The 18,161-nt window shown below is 71.5% G+C and carries 20 protein-coding genes; 17 read left to right on the forward strand and 3 right to left on the reverse strand.

What is annotated here, in order from left to right; genetic code table 11:
• Positions 1–63 precede the first annotated feature (63 nt).
• The 7 genes from alr to tsaD all read left to right on the forward strand — a co-directional run bounded on the left by alr (position 64) and on the right by tsaD (position 5,396).
• Entirely contained in the window at positions 64–1,149 is a 1,086-nt protein-coding gene (alr, locus tag BLT23_RS06850; protein ID WP_090046654.1) for an alanine racemase, read from the forward strand.
• Positions 1,146–2,243: an alpha/beta fold hydrolase gene (locus tag BLT23_RS06855; RefSeq protein WP_090046656.1), complete on the forward strand. Its 1,098-nt coding sequence runs from the start codon at positions 1,146–1,148 to the stop codon at positions 2,241–2,243. The genes alr and BLT23_RS06855 overlap by 4 nt, the downstream gene beginning before the upstream one ends.
• Entirely contained in the window at positions 2,240–2,701 is a 462-nt protein-coding gene (gene tsaE, locus BLT23_RS06860) for a tRNA (adenosine(37)-N6)-threonylcarbamoyltransferase complex ATPase subunit type 1 TsaE (RefSeq protein ID WP_245743711.1), read from the forward strand. The genes BLT23_RS06855 and tsaE overlap by 4 nt, the downstream gene beginning before the upstream one ends.
• Positions 2,702–2,773: 72 nt before the next feature.
• Positions 2,774–3,091, forward strand: a complete 318-nt coding sequence (locus BLT23_RS06865; protein WP_090046923.1) for a hypothetical protein — start codon at positions 2,774–2,776, stop codon at positions 3,089–3,091.
• Between the two features lie 121 nt (positions 3,092–3,212).
• Complete coding sequence (gene tsaB, locus BLT23_RS06870; RefSeq protein WP_090046660.1) at positions 3,213–3,893, forward strand: tRNA (adenosine(37)-N6)-threonylcarbamoyltransferase complex dimerization subunit type 1 TsaB; 681 nt, start codon at positions 3,213–3,215, stop codon at positions 3,891–3,893.
• Positions 3,890–4,348 carry a ribosomal protein S18-alanine N-acetyltransferase gene (gene rimI / locus BLT23_RS06875; RefSeq protein WP_090046662.1) on the forward strand — a complete coding sequence of 153 codons (459 nt, stop codon included), beginning with the start codon at positions 3,890–3,892 and terminating at the stop codon, positions 4,346–4,348. Before tsaB ends, rimI begins: the two co-directional genes overlap by 4 nt.
• Positions 4,341–5,396 carry a tRNA (adenosine(37)-N6)-threonylcarbamoyltransferase complex transferase subunit TsaD gene (gene tsaD / locus BLT23_RS06880; RefSeq protein ID WP_090046664.1) on the forward strand — a complete coding sequence of 352 codons (1,056 nt, stop codon included), beginning with the start codon at positions 4,341–4,343 and terminating at the stop codon, positions 5,394–5,396. Before rimI ends, tsaD begins: the two co-directional genes overlap by 8 nt.
• A gap of 223 nt (positions 5,397–5,619) precedes the next feature.
• On the opposite strand, the gene BLT23_RS06885 is transcribed toward tsaD, so the two are convergent.
• The gene (locus BLT23_RS06885) at positions 5,620–7,125 is read right to left on the reverse strand and encodes an alkaline phosphatase D family protein (protein ID WP_090046666.1); all 1,506 of its coding nucleotides are present in this window, start codon (positions 7,123–7,125) and stop codon (positions 5,620–5,622) included.
• 172 nt (positions 7,126–7,297) lie between these two features.
• Here BLT23_RS06885 and groES point away from each other — a divergent pair, with 172 nt between their 5' ends.
• Positions 7,298–7,591, forward strand: coding sequence for a co-chaperone GroES (gene groES, locus BLT23_RS06890; RefSeq protein ID WP_030478362.1), 294 nt, complete (start codon positions 7,298–7,300; stop codon positions 7,589–7,591).
• A gap of 95 nt (positions 7,592–7,686) precedes the next feature.
• Complete coding sequence (gene groL / locus BLT23_RS06895; protein ID WP_090046668.1) at positions 7,687–9,315, forward strand: chaperonin GroEL; 1,629 nt, start codon at positions 7,687–7,689, stop codon at positions 9,313–9,315.
• 283 nt (positions 9,316–9,598) lie between these two features.
• Here groL and BLT23_RS06900 read toward each other — a convergent pair whose 3' ends face one another.
• Entirely contained in the window at positions 9,599–9,895 is a 297-nt protein-coding gene (locus tag BLT23_RS06900) for a WhiB family transcriptional regulator (protein WP_089915132.1), read from the reverse strand.
• A 180-nt stretch (positions 9,896–10,075) separates the two neighbouring features.
• Here BLT23_RS06900 and BLT23_RS06905 point away from each other — a divergent pair, with 180 nt between their 5' ends.
• From BLT23_RS06905 to BLT23_RS06925, 5 genes are all read left to right on the forward strand, one after another.
• Positions 10,076–11,020, forward strand: coding sequence for a MerR family transcriptional regulator (locus BLT23_RS06905; protein WP_090046925.1), 945 nt, complete (start codon positions 10,076–10,078; stop codon positions 11,018–11,020).
• Between the two features lie 140 nt (positions 11,021–11,160).
• Positions 11,161–12,057 carry a tetratricopeptide repeat protein gene (locus BLT23_RS06910; protein ID WP_176946628.1) on the forward strand — a complete coding sequence of 299 codons (897 nt, stop codon included), beginning with the start codon at positions 11,161–11,163 and terminating at the stop codon, positions 12,055–12,057.
• An 81-nt stretch (positions 12,058–12,138) separates the two neighbouring features.
• A complete protein-coding gene (locus BLT23_RS06915; RefSeq protein WP_030471988.1) occupies positions 12,139–12,735 on the forward strand; it encodes a response regulator transcription factor in 597 nt (198 codons plus the stop codon).
• 223 nt (positions 12,736–12,958) lie between these two features.
• A complete protein-coding gene (locus BLT23_RS06920) occupies positions 12,959–13,531 on the forward strand; it encodes a sigma-70 family RNA polymerase sigma factor (RefSeq protein ID WP_090046670.1) in 573 nt (190 codons plus the stop codon).
• Positions 13,532–14,416, forward strand: a complete 885-nt coding sequence (locus BLT23_RS06925; protein ID WP_090046672.1) for an anti-sigma-D factor RsdA — start codon at positions 13,532–13,534, stop codon at positions 14,414–14,416.
• A 181-nt stretch (positions 14,417–14,597) separates the two neighbouring features.
• Here BLT23_RS06925 and BLT23_RS06930 read toward each other — a convergent pair whose 3' ends face one another.
• Complete coding sequence (locus BLT23_RS06930) at positions 14,598–14,981, reverse strand: DUF5319 domain-containing protein (RefSeq protein ID WP_245743716.1); 384 nt, start codon at positions 14,979–14,981, stop codon at positions 14,598–14,600.
• Positions 14,982–15,120: 139 nt separating this feature from the next.
• Here BLT23_RS06930 and guaB point away from each other — a divergent pair, with 139 nt between their 5' ends.
• From guaB to BLT23_RS06945, 3 genes are all read left to right on the forward strand, one after another.
• Positions 15,121–16,632, forward strand: coding sequence for an IMP dehydrogenase (gene guaB, locus BLT23_RS06935; RefSeq protein WP_090046674.1), 1,512 nt, complete (start codon positions 15,121–15,123; stop codon positions 16,630–16,632).
• A gap of 52 nt (positions 16,633–16,684) precedes the next feature.
• Positions 16,685–17,818, forward strand: a complete 1,134-nt coding sequence (locus tag BLT23_RS06940) for a GuaB3 family IMP dehydrogenase-related protein (RefSeq protein WP_090046676.1) — start codon at positions 16,685–16,687, stop codon at positions 17,816–17,818.
• A gap of 114 nt (positions 17,819–17,932) precedes the next feature.
• On the forward strand, positions 17,933–18,151 hold the full coding sequence (locus BLT23_RS06945; protein WP_143035848.1) for a hypothetical protein: 219 nt from the start codon (positions 17,933–17,935) through the stop codon (positions 18,149–18,151).
• Positions 18,152–18,161: the final 10 nt, after the last annotated feature.

Here is an 18,161-nt window from a genome sequence, read left to right on the forward strand (position 1 = left end):
ACGTGCCCGTGCGAGTTGCGCCATAGTCCCTGTTCGTGGCTGCTGTGGAACGATGAGCAGGTTATGGCCCGATCAGAAGTCGTCGTCGACCTAAGCGCGCTGCGGCACAACGTCGCGCTGCTCGCCGGACTCGCCCCTGCCGCCGAAACGATGGCCGTCGTCAAGGCGGACGGGTACGGCCACGGCGCCGTGGAGGTCGCGCGGGCGGCTCTCGAAGCGGGCGCGACCTGGCTCGGCTCGTGCTCCACGCCGGAAGCCCTCGCCCTGCGCGCGCAGGGGATCCAGGCTCCGATCCTCGCCTGGCTCGACTCCCCGGACGAGGACCTGGCGGCCGGTCTCGCGGCCGGTGTCGACATGTCCGTCTCGTCGCTGTCCGGCCTGCGCCGGATCGAGGCCGCCGCCGAGGAGGCCGACGCACGGCCCCGGCTGCACCTCAAGATCGACACCGGGCTGAGCCGCGGCGGCTGCCTCCCGCGGGACTGGCCAGAGCTGGTCGAGGCGGCGAGCAGGCACGAGGTCGTCGCCATCTGGTCGCACCTCGCGAGCGCCGACGACATCGGCGACCCGTCGATCGACCTTCAGGCGAAGCGGTTCGACGACGCCTACCAGGTCGCGCGGAGCCTCGGGCTCGACCCGATGCGCCACATCGCCAACTCCGCCGCCGTGCTGACCAGGCCCGACCTGCACTTCGACCTGATCAGGCCGGGCATCGCGCTCTACGGGCTCAACCCCGTGCCGACCGACCACGACCTGCGGCCGGTCATGACGTTCCGCTCCCAGGTCGTGGGCGTGAAACGCATCCCCGCCGGCGAGTCGGTCTCCTACGGGATGACGTGGACCGCGCGGCGGGACACGAACCTGGCGCTGGTGCCCACCGGGTACGCGGACGGTGTCCCGAGGGCCCTCTCCGGCCGGATGGAGGTATTTCTGGAGGGGAGGCGCCGTCCGGTGGTCGGCAGGGTCTGCATGGACCAGGTCGTCGTGGCCTGCGGCGACGACGAGATCGCGGAGGGCGCGGAGGTCGTGCTGTTCGGCGACGGCCGCGGGGGAGAGCCGACGGCGACGGAGTGGGCGGAGCTGACCGGGACGATCGACTACGAGATCGTCTGCGGGATGTACCGGCCGCGGGTGCGGAGGATCTACACGTGAAACCGGTGTGGAAGGTCGTCGGGTGGGTCGGTGGCGCGCTCGGTGCCGCCGTCGCCGGTGCCGCCGTCGCCCAGACCGCCAAGGTCTCGCACGAGCGCAAGGTCGCGACCGACAGCCTCGCCGAGGAGCCGCTGGGACGGCTGCGGCCCGACCGCGAGTCGACGGTGGCCGCCGACGACGGCGTGCCGCTCTCGGCGGACGAGGTCGGTCCCGCCGACGGCGGCGAGCCGGACATCACCGTCGTGCTGGTGCACGGGTTCGCCCTGGACCGCCGTTGCTGGCACTTCCAGCGCCGCGACCTCGCAGAGCTGCTCGACCCGCGCGTCCACCAGGTGAGCTACGACCAGCGCAGCCACGGCCGGTCCGGCCGTTCCACCGCCGAGAGCAGCACCATCGACCAGCTCGCGCTCGACCTCGACGCGGTGATCAGGACGATGGCCCCCGAGGGGCCGCTGGTGCTCGTCGGCCACTCGATGGGCGGCATGACGATCATGGCGCTGGCCGAGAAGAACCCCGAGCTGTTCTCCGAACGGGTGCGCGGCGTCGCCCTCATCGGCACGGCCGCCGGTGCCGTCGGCGGAGCGGGCCTGCCGAAGTCCCTGCTGTCGCGGTACAACCCCGTGACGCTCGGCGTCGGACGGCTCGCGGGCGTGCAGCCCGGTCTCGTCGAGTGGGTCCGCAAGAGCGCGAAGAGCCTGACGTGGAGCGGCATCCGCGCGCTGGCCTTCGGCGACCGCAAGGTCGCGCCGTCGCTCGTGGACCTGATGGAGGAGATGATCAACGGGACCACGGTGAAGGTGCTCACCGAGTTCCTGGAGACCCTCGGCACGCACGACCGCTACAAGGCGCTCGCCGGGCTGCGGCACTGCGAGGTGCTGATCCTCAGCGGCGACGCGGACAAGCTCACCCCGTTCTCGCACGCCGAGCGGATGGCCGAGGAGATGCCGCACGCCACGCTCGTGCGGGCCCCCGGTGCCGGGCACATGGTGATGATGGAGCAGGCTGACCTCGTCAACGACCACCTGGTCGCGCTCGTCGAACGCTGCGCGACCGATCGCGGAGGAAGTCGGAAGAAGTGGTGGCGGCGAGCGTGAAGACCGTCGAACTGCCCCTGGTGGAGGACACCGAGGAGTTCGGCCGCAAGCTGGGCGAAGTCGTGCGGGCGGGCGACCTGCTGCTGCTCGCCGGACCGCTGGGCGCCGGGAAGACGGCGTTCGTGCGCGGACTCGCGCGCGGGCTCGGCGTGCAGGGCAGGGTGTCCTCGCCGACGTTCGTCGTCGCGCGCGTCCACGAGCCCGCGGAGGGAGGCAGGGGCGTGCGGCTGGTGCACGTCGACGCCTACCGGCTCGGCGGTCACCTGGACGAGCTCGACGACCTCGACCTCGACACCGACCTCGTCGACGCCGTCGTGGCGGTCGAGTGGGGCGAGGGCGTCGCGGAACGCCTGAACGACGACCACCTGCTGATCCGCCTCGAACGCGGAACCGACGACGTTCGCACGGCTCAGCTGATCCCGCACGGCGAGTGGACCACCCGTCCCCTTCCGGTGTGACGTCCTCCAGCACTTGGGGTGACGTCCGTTCAGGACGGCGCGGACCGGGTCGATGACCCCCGCGTGATCAGGATGCTTCTCGCGGCCACCGCGGCCACCGCGGCCGGTGGCGCCGCGCTCGCCGTGGTGGCCCCCGCCTCCGCCGGGAAGCACGACCACGCCGCCACCCTGTGCGCGGCCCCGTGGCAGTGGAACGGGCCGCTCTCGTTGCTGCACGCGGGCCACGCCTCCGGGTACGCCGCGTGCGGCGGCGGGCACGGTCGCGGCTCGGACATCAGCGTGCTCGACGACGCCTGTGCCGTGCCGTGGGGGTGGGACGGTCCACTCGAGATCGTCACGGTCGACCTGTCGCGGTCGCACTTCGCCTGCGACCGCGACCCGGCCGGCTGACGGCACTCCCGAAACGTCGCGGGGATGGCCGAACGAGCCCTTCGGCCATCCCCGCGGCTGTCCGGCGGCTGCAGCCCCTCGGCCCGATGGCACCCGCGGCCTGGTACTACCCTGGACAACCGTGCTAGTGCTCGCCGTCGACACGGCCACCCCCGCAGTCACCGCCGGTGTGGTCGACCTCGTGCCCGACTCACCGCCGCGCCTGCTCGCGAAGCGGGTGACGATCAACGCCAAGGCGCACGGCGAGCTGCTCACCCCGCACATCGGTGACGCGCTCGCGGAGGCCGGCCGGACGTTCGCCGACCTCGACGCGATCGTCGTCGGCGCGGGCCCCGGGCCGTTCACCGGCCTGCGGGTCGGCCTCGCCACCGCCGCCGCGCTCGGCCAGGCGCTCAACCGCCCGGTCTACCCGGTCGCCACGACCGACGCGATCGCCAAGGACGCCGCGAGCGGCCACCCGCTGCTCGTCGCGACCGACGCGCGGCGCAAGGAGGTCTACTGGGCCGCCTACGACGCCGCCGGTCGCCGCACGGACGGCCCGCACGTCGAGCGCCCGCAGGACCTCGCGGAGAAGCTGCCCGCGATGGGCGTGCACCAGGCGACCGGCGAGGGCGCCGAGCTCTACCGCGACGTCCTCGGCCTCGACCTGCTGGACGTGCGGCACCCGAGCCCGGAGGGCCTCGTCGCCGCCGCGGCCGCCGAGGTGCTCGCGCAGGCCCGTCCCGCCCCGCTCACCCCGCTCTACCTGCGCAGGCCCGACGCCGTGGAGCCCACCGGGCGCAAGCGGGTGACCAGGGCATGACGACCGGCACCGTCACGCTGGGGCCGTTGCAGCACGCCGACGTGCCGAGGTGCCGCGAGATCGAGCTGGAGCTGTTCCCCGGCGAGGACCCGTGGAGCGAGAACGCGTTCCACAGCGAGCTGAACAACGGCCACTACTACCTCGGCGCGTACGCCGACGAGGAGCTGGTCGGCTACGCCGGGCTCGCCGCGACCCCGTACGAGGCGAGCGTCCACACGATCGCGGTCGTCCGGCACTGGCAGGGCAGGGGCGTCGGCAAGATGCTGCTGCGCAAGCTGCTGGAACGCGCCGACGAGATCGGCGTGCCGGTGTTCCTCGAGGTCCGCACGGACAACGAGCCCGCGATCGCGATGTACCTGGCGCACGGCTTCGAGCACCTCGGCCTGCGCCGCCGCTACTACCAGCCGTCGGGTGCCGACGCGTACACGATGGGAAGGTCCGCGAAAAGTGTCTGACCGCTTGATCCTGGGCATCGAGAGCTCGTGCGACGAGACGGGCTTCGGCATCGTCCGGCTCGGCTCCGACGGCTCCCTCGAACTGCTCGCCGACGAGGTCGCCTCCAGCGTCGAGGAGCACGCCCGCTTCGGCGGCGTCGTGCCGGAGGTCGCCTCCCGCGCCCACCTCGAAGCCCTGGTCCCGACCATGCGCCGCGCGCTCGACGCCGCGCAGGTCGACCTGTCGCAGATCCACTCCATCGCCGTCACGGCCGGTCCGGGCCTCGCGGGCGCGCTGCTGGTCGGCGTGTCCGCCGCCAAGGCGTACGCGGCCGCGCTCGGCAAGCCGCTCTACGGCGTGAACCACCTCGCGGGCCACGTCGCCGCGGACACCCTGCAGCACGGCCCGTTGCCGCAGCGCTGCCTCGCGCTCCTGGTCTCCGGCGGCCACTCGCAGCTGCTGCTCGTCGAGGGCGGCCTGGCGAACTCGATCACCGAGATCGGCTCGACCGTGGACGACGCAGCCGGCGAGGCGTACGACAAGGTCGCCCGGCTGCTCGACCTGCCCTACCCCGGCGGCCCGCCCATCGACAAGCTCGCCAAGCAGGGCAACGGCTGCGCCATCGCGTTCCCGCGCGGCCTCACCGGCCCGCGCGACGCGAAGTACGACTTCTCGTTCTCCGGCCTGAAGACGTCGGTGGCCCGCTGGGTCGAACGCGCCGAGCAGGCGGGCGAGGAGATCCCGCTGGCCGACGTCGCCGCGTCGTTCCAGGAGGCCGTCGCGGACGTGCTGACCGCCAAGGCGATCCGCGCCGCGAAGGACCTGGACGTGGGCACGCTCGTCATCTCCGGCGGCGTCGCGGCGAACTCGCGCCTGAGCGGCCTGGCCGCCGAGCGCTGCGCCGAGGCGGGCATCGAGCTGCGCGTGCCGCGGCCCCGGCTGTGCACGGACAACGGCGCGATGATCGCGGCTCTCGGCGCGCACCTCGTCGCGGCGGGCGCCAAGCCGTCCTCGCTGGACCTCTCGACGGTGCCGGGCCTGCCGGTCGGGACCGTCCAGATCCTGTAGCCAAGCGCCGCACCAGCGGCTCTGTCCGCCGTTCCTCTCCACCCGCCCGCGTGTCACCCGGCCAGCGGTCCCCGCTTCCTCCGCGTGACGTGGCTTTAGTACGCGGGGGCCCCGCGTACTAATCACGCGTACGAAAGGGCCCCGCGTGCGATGGGGAGAACACGAAGGAGAGTTGCGAGCGGGGCGGGGCCGTTACGGGCAGTGCTGCTGGAAGCATGCTTGGTCATGTGCGGTTCAGCCCGGGGTTCCGGTCCTCCACGACGAACGTCGCCTTCGTCCGGACCGGAGCCCCCGGCCGCGTCACGTGGTCGACGCCGCGGTAGTCGGTGCGCAGCTCCTCGGGCGTGAACCGGGTCATCGTGTACCCGCGCCGGTTGTTGAAGTACTTCACGTGCGGGTTCTCGCGCAGCCACGACGCCGTCTCGGGGTACTCCTCCGACCCGTCGCCACCGGCCGTGATCGACGTGGTGACGAGCTCGGTGGCGAGCGTCTTCGACGACGGGTCGTCCCACCGCTCCTTGACCTCCGCACCCCACGCCGCGTGCACGTCCCCGGTGAGCACGACCGGGTTCCGCACGTCCGCGAACCGCGCCACCAGCCGGTCGCGTCCGGCGACGTAGCCGTCCCACGCGTCCAGCAGGAACTTGTCGACCTCGCCGGGGATGTAGTCGTACTGCGAGAAGAACACCTGCTGCCCCAGCACGTCCCAGCGGGCCCGCGAGCCGCGCAGCCCGTCGGAGAGCCACCGCTCCTGGGCCTCGCCGAGCATCGTCCGTTCCGGCTCCAGCCGTTGCGGGCAGAGCTGCAACCCGTCGCCGCACGCCTGGTCCGTGCGGTACTGCCGGGTGTCGAGCAGGTGGAACGTGGCGAGCGACCCCCAGCCGACCCGCCGGTACAGCCGCGACGACCTGCGCAGGGGCATGTTCTCGTAGTACGCCTGGAACGCCGCCGCCCGCCGTGCGGGGAAGTCCGGCTGCGGCTTGTCCGGCAGCAGGCCCGCCCAGTTGTTGTCGATCTCGTGGTCGTCCCAGATGACCCCCCACGGCGCGACGGCGTGGGCCTCCTGGAGGTCCGGGTCGGTCTTGTACTGCGCCTGACGGCGGCGGTAGCCCGCGAGCGTCGTCGTGGTCGGGCCCTCGACGTGCCGGACGTTACCGCTCGGGGCGACGTGGATGCCGCTCTCGTACTCATAGGTGTAGTCGCCGAGGTGCAGCACCAGGTCCGGTTCGTCCTCTGCCAGCCGCCGGTACGCCGTGAAGTAGCCGTGCTCGTACTGCGCGCACGACGCGAAGGCCATCGTGAGCGGCACGCGCAGGGCGCCCGGTTCGGGCGTGGTGCGCGTGCGGCCGGTCCGGGAGAGGTGGTTGAGGGCCCGGAAGCGGTAGAAGTACTCGCGGCCGGGCTCCAGTCCGGTCAGCTCGACGTGGACGCTGTGACCCTCCTCCGGTCGTGCGGTGGTGGATCCGCGTTGCACGATCCGGGTGAACCGTTCGTCGCCCGCGAGCTGCCACTCCACCTCGACCGGGCGGGACGGCATGCCTCCCAGACCGTCGTCCGCGAGCGGGTCGGGGGCGAGCCGCGTCCACAGGACGACGCCGTCCGGAGCCGGATCGCCCGAGGCCACACCCAGTGTGAAGGGGTCGGCGGGACGCGCCGACGCGGCGGCGGAGAACGCTGTGACGCCTGCCACGCCCGCGAGCAGGAGCGTCCGGCGCGTCATGGGGGACATGCTGGTGAATACGCTCCCGATGGGTGAGCGGTTCGGGGGGCTCGTTGAAGGCTTGGCACTCTCATGGGTAGAGTGCCAACTGCACGGCACCAGCACCGCCCCGACCCCCGCGACGGCGGGGTGGCAGGAGCCGTTAATTCGAACCTGCCAACGACCCGTGGAGGTCATCCCGGTGAGCGTGAACATCAAGCCGCTCGAGGACAAGATCGTCGTCCAGGCTTCCGAGGCCGAGACGACCACTGCCTCCGGCCTCGTGATCCCGGACACCGCGAAGGAGAAGCCCCAGGAGGGCAAGGTCCTCGCGGTGGGCCCCGGTCGCATCGACGACAAGGGCAACCGCGTCCCGCTGGACGTCGCCGTCGGCGACGTCGTCATCTACTCGAAGTACGGCGGCACCGAGGTCAAGTACAACGGCGAGGAGTACCTGATCCTCTCCGCCCGCGACGTGCTGGCCGTCGTCAACTAGTTCGTTCGGTTGGCACGTAGGCCGCACGCCTGACGCCCCGGCGCCCCATCCGGGGCCACCGGGGCGTTTCGCTACCCAGAGAGGCTTTGAGTCACATGCCCAAGCAGATCAGCTTCGACGAGGACGCTCGTCGGGCGCTCGAGCGCGGCGTCAACAAGCTCGCCGACACCGTCAAGGTCACCCTCGGCCCGCGCGGACGCCACGTCGTGCTCGACAAGAAGTTCGGCGGCCCGACGGTCACGAACGACGGCGTGACGATCGCCCGCGAGATCGAGCTCGACGACGCGTTCGAGAACCTCGGCGCGCAGCTCGCCAAGTCGGTCGCCACCAAGACCAACGACGTCGCCGGTGACGGCACCACCACCGCCACCGTGCTGGCGCAGGCCCTGGTCAAGGAGGGCCTGCGCAACATCGCCGCCGGCGCGAACCCGACCGCTCTCGGCCGCGGCATCCAGGCCGCAGCCGACGCCGTCGTGGACGCGCTCAAGGCCAAGGCCACCCCGGTCAAGGGCCGCGACAACATCGCGCAGGTCGGCACCGTCTCCTCGCGCGACGAGTCCATCGGCGCCCTGCTCGGCGAGGCCATCGAGCGCGTCGGCGAGGACGGTGTCATCACCGTCGAGGAGTCCTCCACCCTCGCGACCGAGCTCGTGATCACCGAGGGCGTGCAGTTCGACAAGGGTTACGTGTCGACGCACTTCTCCACCGACCTCGAGGCGCAGGAGGCCGTCTACGAAGACGTCCGCATCCTGCTGCACCGCGAGAAGATCTCGGCGCTGGCCGACGTCCTCCCGATCCTCGAGAAGGTCGCGGAGTCCGGCAAGCCGCTGCTGATCATCGCCGAGGACGTCGAGGGCGAGGCCCTGTCCACGCTGGTGGTCAACGCCGTCCGCAAGACCCTGAAGGTCGTCGCCGTCAAGGCGCCGTTCTTCGGCGACCGCCGCAAGGCGTTCCTGGACGACCTCGCGGTCGTCACCGGCGGCGAGGTGATCTCCTCGGAGATCGGCCTGAAGCTGTCCGAGACCACGCTCGACCAGCTGGGCTCCGCCCGCCGCGTCGTCGTGACCAAGGACGACACCACGATCGTCGACGGTGGCGGCACCAAGGCCGACATCGCGGGCCGCGCGGAGCAGCTGCGCCGCGAGATCGAGGCCACGGACTCCGACTGGGACCGCGAGAAGCTCCAGGAGCGCCTCGCGAAGCTCTCCGGCGGCATCGCCGTCATCAAGGTCGGCGCCGCGACCGAGACCGAGCTCAAGGAGCGCAAGCACCGCATCGAGGACGCGGTCGCCGCCACCAAGGCCGCGGTCGAGGAAGGCATCGTCCCCGGCGGCGGCTCCGCCCTCGTGCACGGCTCCAAGGTGCTCGACGGCGGCCTCGGCCTGTCCGGTGACGAGGCCACGGGCGTCGCGCTGGTCGCGAAGGCCCTGTCCGCGCCGCTGTTCTGGATCGCCGCGAACGCGGGCCTCGAAGGCGCCGTCGTGGTGAACAAGGTCCGCGAGGGCGACTGGGGCTTCGGCATCAACGCCGCCTCGCTCGAGTTCGGCGACCTGCTCGAGCAGGGCATCATCGACCCGGTGAAGGTGACGCGCTCCGCCGTGGCGAACGCCGCCTCCATCGCGCGCATGGTGCTCACGACCGAGAGCGCAGTCGTGGAGAAGAAGGAAGAGGAGCCCGCCTCCGCCGCGGCCGGACACGGCCACGGTCACGGTCACGGGCACTGAGTTCATTGGCCGCTGCTCCGCAGCGGCGGCGAGTTCGCCGGGAAGCCGGTCGTCCGGCCGACTCGCTCACGTCGGAATGGGCTTCGCCGATTCCGGCGTGAGCGGGTGACCGGACGACCGGCGCGAACTCGCGGCTACCCGGCTCGCGGACCGCGTGGCTCGGCTTGGGTTCGCGGGCTGTTCGGCTCGGCTTTGCGGGCCGCGTGGCTCGGCCACGGCCGGCTTCGCGCTGTGAGACAGGAGGGGCGGCACCGGGAACCCGGTGCCGCCCCTCCTTGCGTTCCTAGACGATCGCCAGTTGGCGCTTGCGCGCCTTGATGATGTGGTCGCGCTCCGATTCCGAGAGCCCGCCCCATATTCCGTACGGTTCCTGCACCGCCAGAGCGTGTTTGCGGCACATCTCCAGCACCGGGCAGGCCAGGCAGACGGCCTTGGCGCGAGCTTCCCGCCGTGCCCGTGCCGGACCCCGTTCGCCGTCGGGGTGGAAGAAGAACGCGCTGTCCATGCCCCGGCACGAACCTCGCATCTGCCAGTCCCACAGATCTGCGTTGGGACCGGGGAGCCTTCGGGTGTCCGCCATCGAGACCGCCTCCGTGACGACTGCTCCATTCGGCTTAACGATGATCCACCGTAGAACCGCTTCAAAACTTGTTCAAGAGGCTGAAGACCCTTATCAACTGATGGGTGACGGCACGCGTGTTCGATCACTCACCGCGCGGAGTTGCCGCACGCCTGAGGGGACCGCACGATGGCAGCCGTGATGACTCAGCCGGAGCCCAGAACGGCCGGTGGTCACACGGGTGAGCCCCTTCTTTCAGTGGCCGCGGTGGCCAGGCGACTCGGCGTGGCACCCGCGACCCTGCGCACCTGGGACCGCCGCTACGGACTCGGCCCGAGCGGCCACACGGTCGGGCGGCACCGCAAGTACGGGCCCCTCGACGTGGCCCGGCTGGAGCTGATGCAGCGCGCCCTCCTGCGCGGCGCGTCCTCGGCCGAGGCGGCCCGGTTCGCGCTCGACTCGAAGTCGGCCCTGACCCACGGCGAGGTTCCCGTCACCCCTTCGGGTGGTGGTGGCCGCGGCCTGAAGATGCCGGGGGCGTCCAAGCTGGCGCGCGGACTGGGCAGGGCCGCGGTGGCGATGGACTCCATCGCCGTCCAGGGGATGCTCGCCGACGCCCTGGCCACCGAAGGCGTGATCGCGACGTGGAACGAGGTCGTCCGTCCCGTCCTCAACGCCGTCGCCGCGCGCTGGCAGCTCGCCGGCACCGGTGTGGAGGTGGAACACCTGCTCAACGAGTGCGTCCTGGCGGCCTTCGTGCGCGCGACACCGCTCGTCACCCTCGGCCGCAACCACCGCCCCGTGCTGCTCGCGTGCATGCCCGAGGAGAGGCACAACCTCCCCCTCTACCCCCTGGCCGCCGAACTGGCCCACCGCGGCATCGTCGTCCGCCAGCTGGGCGCGGCCCTCCCGGCCGACGCCCTCGCCGCCGCCGTCCGCCGCACCGCGCCTTCCGCGGTGGTGCTGTGGGCGCAGCTGCCCCGGTACGCCGACGCGGGCGTGCTGACAGCCATGCCCCGCACCCGCCAGCAGGTGAGGCTGTTCGTGGGCGGCCCTGGATGGCGCCGCGGGGTGGTCACCTCCCCGGCGGAACGCGTGGGGGACCTGGCGGCAGCCGTCGAGGCCATCGAGGCCGCGGTGACCTGACGGGCTCCGGTGGCGGCGCGCCGAACCGCAGGCGACGCGCCTGACGCGGGACCGCCTCCAACAGTTCGCCGCTGCCTCGCTCACCGCGGCCCACCCACCGGCTCCGCCTCCCGCCCGGCGCGGGAGGCAGACTCCTCCCCATGGAAGAGGAGCTGCGCCGCGCCGCCTTCGGCGACTCACCCGGCCATCCCGTCTGGCCCGCGCTGTCCTCCCCGGACCCGAAGCTGCGCTGGCTCGCCGCGGTGACCCTCGGCGGTCAAGGCCACTACGCGGCCGCGGCCACGGTCCTCGACACCCTCCGTCACGACCCGGATCCGGTCATCGCCTCCCTTTCTCTCTCCACGCGCGCGTCGCACCACCGCCAACTGGGCGCGCACCACCTGGCCCGCGCCCTCGACGGCGAGGCTCTGCAGCGGATCGACTCGACCGGTGGGGGTGACCCGGACGGGATCGACGCGAGCGGGGCGCGCACGGACGCGTTGCTCGGGCTGGCCGCCGATTCGCTGGGGGTGGGGCGGCTCGTCGAGGCCCGGCGGCTGCTGGCGAGAGCAGAAGCGGTGTCATGGAGGAGTGAGGTGCGGCTGGGGTGGGTATCCGCCGAGGTCGAGCTGGCGTCGGGGGACGCGGCGGCCGCCGTCGGGCCCGCCGGGCGGGCCCACGCGGTCGCGACGAGCAGAAAAGCGCTGCGTCACGAGCTCAAGTCGGCCCTCGTGCTGGGCACCTCGTTGGTGGTGTGGGGGACACCCGACGGTCTGGTCCGGGGCGTCGAACTAATCCAGTGTGAGCTAAATCACAGTGCTCGAAACGGCCTTCATCCGTTGGTCTGGCCGAGCGCTCTCGTGCTGGCGGGCCGGCAGGCCCCCGCGACGGGCGCGGACGCGGGGAACCGGGCTGTCGAGGCTCTGAGCTGCGTCTTGCGGAGAGCGGACCCCGTCAGCCGCCGGATCGCCGCCGACTCCGCGTGGGTCCCGACGTGGCTGCTCCGTTCCGGGGAACCCCCGAACGCAGACCCTGAGGCGAACTTCTTGACGGATTAAGCACCGGATCGTGTCAAGGTCCGGCCTTCAGCGTCCGATAGGGGAAGTGGAACGTCACTCGGCTGCAGGAAAGGAGTCCCCGTGACCACGGTCCTTATTTGCGACGACCGGCGCAGTGTGCGGGAGGGTCTCACCCGCGTGATGTCGGCTGTCCCCGGGGTTAGCCGCATCGACTGCGTAGCGCACGGTGACGAGTTGTTGGCTCGCTTTTCCAGGCAGCCGGTCGACGTCGTACTGGTGGGAACCCAGCGCGCCGTCCCGACCGGGGTGGAAGCAACCCGTCGGCTCGTCTCCGCGAACCCCCAGGCGAACGTCATCGTCTTCGGGGCGCCCGACGACGCCGGGAGCATCGCCGCGGCGATAGCCGGCGGTGCGCGTGGATATCTGAGGTGGGACGCGTCGCGTCCCGAGCTTGTGGCGGCCCTCGCTCACACGCTCGCCAGCACCTCGGTCCCCGCACCGCGGCAGCCCTCCGACCCCGGCGTGCAGCTCACCGAGCGCGAGCTGCAGGTGCTGCGGGGCATGAGCCAGGGCAAGAGCAACGGCCAGATCGGCCGCGAGCTCTACCTGTCGGAGGACACGGTGAAGACCCACGCCCGTCGTCTCTTCCGCAAGCTCGGCGTCCGCGACCGCGCCCAGGCGGTCGCGCACGGTTTCCGCCGCGGTCTCGTCCAGTAGTCACGCCGACGCCACCGGCCCCGCGTCCCCATGTGCCGCATGTGGGGAAGCGGGGCCGGTGGCGTGAGCGCGTGTCGGCTGGTCACTCGCGGTGTCCACACCCCGCTGATGAACAGACGGGCGGAAGACCGGTACGGTGAGGTTGCTGCATCGGGTCGCTGTGAGTGACTCGTGTCGTGTCATGTCGGTACGCCAACAAGTAACACCAGGGCAGTTGTCTGCGATGACCAGCTTGGGGGACGGACTGGACGCCGAAGTGGGCGCGGCCGTCGACGGCGACCGCCGGGCGATCGAGCGCTTGCTGGCCTCCATACGTCCCCTGGTGGTGCGGTACTGCCGCGCCCGAGTTGGCAGGCAGGAGCGGAGCTTCGCTTCGGCGGACGATGTGGCCCAGGAGGTGTGTCTCGCGGTGCTCACGGCATTGCCCAGCTACCGCGACCAGGGTCGGCCTTTCCTCGCGTTCGTCTACGGGATCGCGGCGCACAAGGTTGCCGACGCACACCGGTCCGCCGCCAGGAACCGCTCGGAACCCGTGCCCGAGGTTCCCGACGCGCCGGAGACCGAAGCTGGTCCGGAGCAGCGAGCCATGCAGGGTGAACTCTCCGACCGGATGGCCGTCCTTCTGCGCGTCCTGCCGGAGAAGCAGCGGGAGATCCTGCTGTTGAGGGTGGTGGTCGGGCTCTCCGCCGAGGAAACTGCCGAGGCGGTCGGGTCGACGCCGGGCGCTGTCCGGGTGGCGCAACACCGCGCGCTCGCTCGGCTGCGCAAGTCGCTGGCAGCGGAGGAGGTGGTCTGAGTGGCCGACGAACACGGAAGGGACGACGAAGAAGTGCGCGGAGAGGACGATAGAGCCCCGCACGAACCCGTCGCCGACGATCTTTCGGCTGTACAGGCCGATGACAAGCTGCTGGACGCCCTGGGGTCCGCGACACCGGGTGCGGCCGGCTCCTTGGTCGACGACGAGCTGAACGCGATGTTGCTCGCGTGGCGCAACGAGGTGGAGACCGAGCCGTTCGGCGAGCTGGTCGACACCGAGACCGCCATCGCGACGATCCAGGCTGCCCGTCCGCAGCCGGTGAGCAGACACCGCTTCCTGATCCCCCTCGCGAGCGCCGCCGCGGTGCTGGCCATCGCCTTCACGGGTGTGAGCCTCGTCGCGCGGGACGCCCAGCCGGGTGACACGCTCTGGGGTCTGACGCAGGTGCTCTACTCCGAGCACGCCAAGTCGATCGAGGCGGCCGCGATCGTGCGGGACAACCTCGACTCCGCCCGCCTCGCGCTGCGCGAGGGCAAGGTGACCGAGGCGCGCGAGAAGCTCGACCAGGTGCAGGCCGGCCTCGGGTCCGTCTCGACGGCCGACGGCAGGGAGCAGCTCGAGGAGAAGCACCAGGAGCTCGAGAAGGAGCTCGACACCTCGACGCCGCTGTCGCCGACCACGACGACTCCCGTGACGAAGCCGGCCACGTCCACCTCGACGGCTCCGTCGACGTCGACGAGCAGTCCGGTGACGACCGAGCCGTCCCCGACGACGACGTCGGCGACGCCTCCGCCGCCCACCTCCAACGCCGAGAACCCGCCGCCTCCGCCCGCCGACCCCGGCACGGTTCCCGCGTCCGGGTCGCCCGTCGGGACGAACAGCGAGGGTGCGAACCAAACACCCGCCGAGGGCCCGTCGAGCTGATCCTGCTGAGACGTGCTGTGAACGGCCCCTGATCTCGCGAGGTCAGGGGCCGTTCACACGTCCGGGTGTTCACACGTCGGGTGGAATGCGGCCGCTCGGGTTGCGATTTGGGTGAAATGTGCCGTGCCGTCACCGGGTGAGGTCGGAGTCACCCGGTGACGTCGGTCTCGGTGCGGACGGCTCAGCGCGCGGACTCGGTGGCCGTGACGCCGTCCGCGTAGCCGCGGCAGTACTCCCAGCTCACGTACGAGCCGGGGTCCGGGTCGAAGGCGGGCTCGTGCGGGCGCATCCTGCCGTCCGCGAGCAGCTGTTCGAGTGAAGCTCGTAACAACGCCCAGTCGTGGTAGTGCGGCTCCTGGCACTCGCCGCAGTCCACGACGATGCCGCGCACCCCGCGGTGTTCCAGCAGGGCCTGGTAGACGGCGAGGTCGCTCAGGTCGCTGACCAGCTCTGCTCGCTCGTCCTCGTCCATCGGAGGGTGGTCGTGCTCCGGCTCCCCGAGGGTGCGAGCTGGGTCCTCGGGGTCGCCCTCGAAGGGGTCTGGTGGCAACGCGTCGTGCGGCACGACCCCGCACGGTACCCGCCGTACCCCCTCAGCCGTCCAGATACCATGGGCAGCACCGCCTCCGCCTGCGGAAACTGGACCGGCACCACCCCAGGGCGAGCGGAGCGCAGACCGCACGACGGAAGGCATGTCACCCGCTATGACCAGCGAGCTCAACGCTGATGGAGTCCCCGGCAAGTTCGCGATGCTGGGACTGACCTTCGACGACGTGCTCCTGCTGCCTGCCGAGTCCGACGTCGTCCCGAGCGGCGTCGACACGAGCACCAGGATCTCGCGCAACATCACCCTGAAGATCCCGCTGGCCAGCGCGGCGATGGACACGGTCACCGAGGGCCGGATGGCGATCTCGATGGCGCGTCAGGGCGGCATCGGCGTGCTGCACCGCAACCTCTCGATCGAGGACCAGGCCCGCCAGGCCGAGACGGTGAAGCGCTCGGAGGCCGGCATGGTCACCGACCCGGTCACGTGCTCGCCGGACGCCACGCTGGCCGAGGTCGACGCGCTGTGCGCCCGCTACCGCATCTCCGGTGTGCCGGTCACCGACGCGAGCAACAAGCTCGTCGGCATCATCACCAACCGCGACATGCGCTTCGAGCTCGACCACACCAAGCGCGTCAGCGAGGTCATGACGAACGGCCCGCTGGTCACCGCGCAGGTCGGCGTGTCGGCCGAGGCCGCGCTGGGCCTGCTGCGCCGCCACAAGGTCGAGAAGCTGCCGATCGTCGACGGCGACGGCAAGCTCAAGGGCCTGATCACGGTCAAGGACTTCGTGAAGACCGAGCAGTACCCGAACGCCACCAAGGACCCGGACGGCCGCCTGCTGTGCGCCGCCGCCGTGGGCGTGGGCGAGGACTCGTTCGTGCGCGCGATGACGCTCGCCGACGCCGGTGTGGACGTGCTGATGGTCGACACGGCGCACGGCCACTCGCGCGGCGTGCTGGAGATGGTCGCCCGCATCAAGAAGGAGCTCGGCGACTCGGTCGACGTGGTCGGCGGCAACATCGCGACGCGGGCGGGCGCCCAGGCGCTGGTGGACGCGGGCGCGGACGGCGTGAAGGTCGGCGTCGGCCCCGGCTCGATCTGCACCACGCGCGTCGTCGCGGGTGTCGGCGTGCCGCAGATCTCCGCGATCTACGAAGCGTCGCTCGCCTGCCGTCCCGCCGGTGTGCCGGTGATCGGCGACGGCGGCATCCAGTACTCCGGCGACATCGCGAAGGCCATCGCGGCCGGCGCGTCCGCCGTGATGCTCGGCTCGCTGCTCGCGGGCACCCAGGAGGCGCCCGGCGACCTGATCCTGGTCAACGGCAAGCAGTTCAAGACCTACCGGGGCATGGGCTCGCTGGCGGCCATGCAGTCGCGCGGCGACGCCAAGTCGTACTCGAAGGACCGCTACTTCCAGGACGACGTCCTCAACGAGGACAAGCTCGTGCCGGAGGGCATCGAGGGCCGCACGCCGTTCCGCGGCCCGCTGTCGCAGGTCGTGCACCAGCTCACGGGCGGTCTGCGCGCGGCGATGGGCTACACGGGCTCCCGCACGATCACCGAGCTGCAGGACGCGCAGCTCGTGCGGATCACGGCGGCGGGCCTGAAGGAGAGCCACCCGCACGACATCACGATGACCGTCGAGGCCCCGAACTACACCACCCGCTAGTCACGAGTCCGGCAGTCAAGCAGGTCGAACGAAGCTCAGGAGGGAACCACAGGTGCGCGATCTGGTCGAGATCGGCATGGGCCGGACCGCGAGGCGGGCCTACGAGCTGGACGACATCGAGATCATCCCGTCGCGTCGGACGAGGTCGTCCAAGGACGTCTCCACGACGTGGCAGATCGATGCCTACCGCTTCGACATCCCGCTGATCACCCACCCGACCGACGCGATCGTGTCGCCGGGCACGGCGGTCGCGGTCGGCGAGCTGGGCGGTCTCGGCGTGCTGAACGCCGAGGGTCTCTGGGCCCGGCACAGCGACGTCGAGGACGCGCTGTTCCGCCTGGTCCAGGCGACCGAGGACAGCGACGACCCGGCGGCGGCCGTGAAGGTGCTGCAGGAGCTGCACGCCGCCCCGCTGCGGATGGACCTGATCGCCGCGGCGATCAAGCAGATCCGCGAGTCGGGCGTCACGGTCGCGGCTCGCGTGAGCCCCCAGCGCGCCGCGGAGCTCACCCCGGACCTGCTGGCCGCGGGCGTCGAGATCCTGGTCGTGCAGGGCACGATCATCTCGGCGGAGCACGTGTCGCGCGGCGGTGAGCCGCTGAACCTGAAGTCGTTCATCGCGGACCTCGACGTCCCGGTGATCGCGGGCGGTGTCGGCGACTACCGCACGGCGATGCACCTGATGCGCACCGGCGCGGCGGGCGTCATCGTCGGCTACGGCTACACCCCCGGCGTCACCACCACCGACTCGGTCCTGGGCATCGGCGTCCCGATGGCCACCGCGATCGCCGACGCCGCGGCCGCCCGCCGCGACTACCTCGACGAGACCGGCGGCCGCTACGTGCACGTCATCGCCGACGGCGGCGTCACCACGTCGGGCGACGTGGCGAAGTCCATCGCCTGCGGCGCCGACGCCGTGATGCTCGGCGAGCCCCTCGCCGCCGCGACCGAGGCACCCGGTCAGGGCCTGTACTGGACGGCGGCGTCCGCGCACCCGTCCGTGCCGCGCAGCCTGGTCGCCGAGGCCGTGGACCAGGAGCTCGACCTCCGCACGCTGCTGTTCGGCCCGTCGGCGGACCCGCGCGGCGTGACGAACCTGTTCGGCGCGCTGAAGCGGGCGATGGCCAAGACCGGCTACTCCGACCTCAAGGAGTTCCAGAAGGTCGGCCTGACGATCCGCGGCTGACCCGCGTTCTGCCTGCAAGGGCGCGTTCCCCGCACCGGGGGACGCGCCCTTCTCGCTCGGGCCCGAACCTCTCTGCAACCGGACGACCACTCCGCGCGTCCCAGGATCGTGGATTTGGATGCCTTGTTCCGTGGCGGCGACAGCAGTGGTGTGGACACGGTCGACGAGCAGGAGTTCGACCTCGGCGGAGAGCACGACGGCCTGACGGGCGAGCCGGCGGACGAGAAGGCCATCGGCTGGAGGGTGCTGGTCCTGCTCGTCGTCGGAGCCTTGGCGGTCACCGGCCTGGCCGTGGCGTTCATGGTGTGGGTGATCGAGGCGCTGGTCCTGTAGCAGCGATCGG

Origin of the sequence: Lentzea fradiae, from assembly GCF_900100955.1 — a bacterium.
GTDB lineage: Bacteria > Actinomycetota > Actinomycetes > Mycobacteriales > Pseudonocardiaceae > Lentzea > Lentzea fradiae.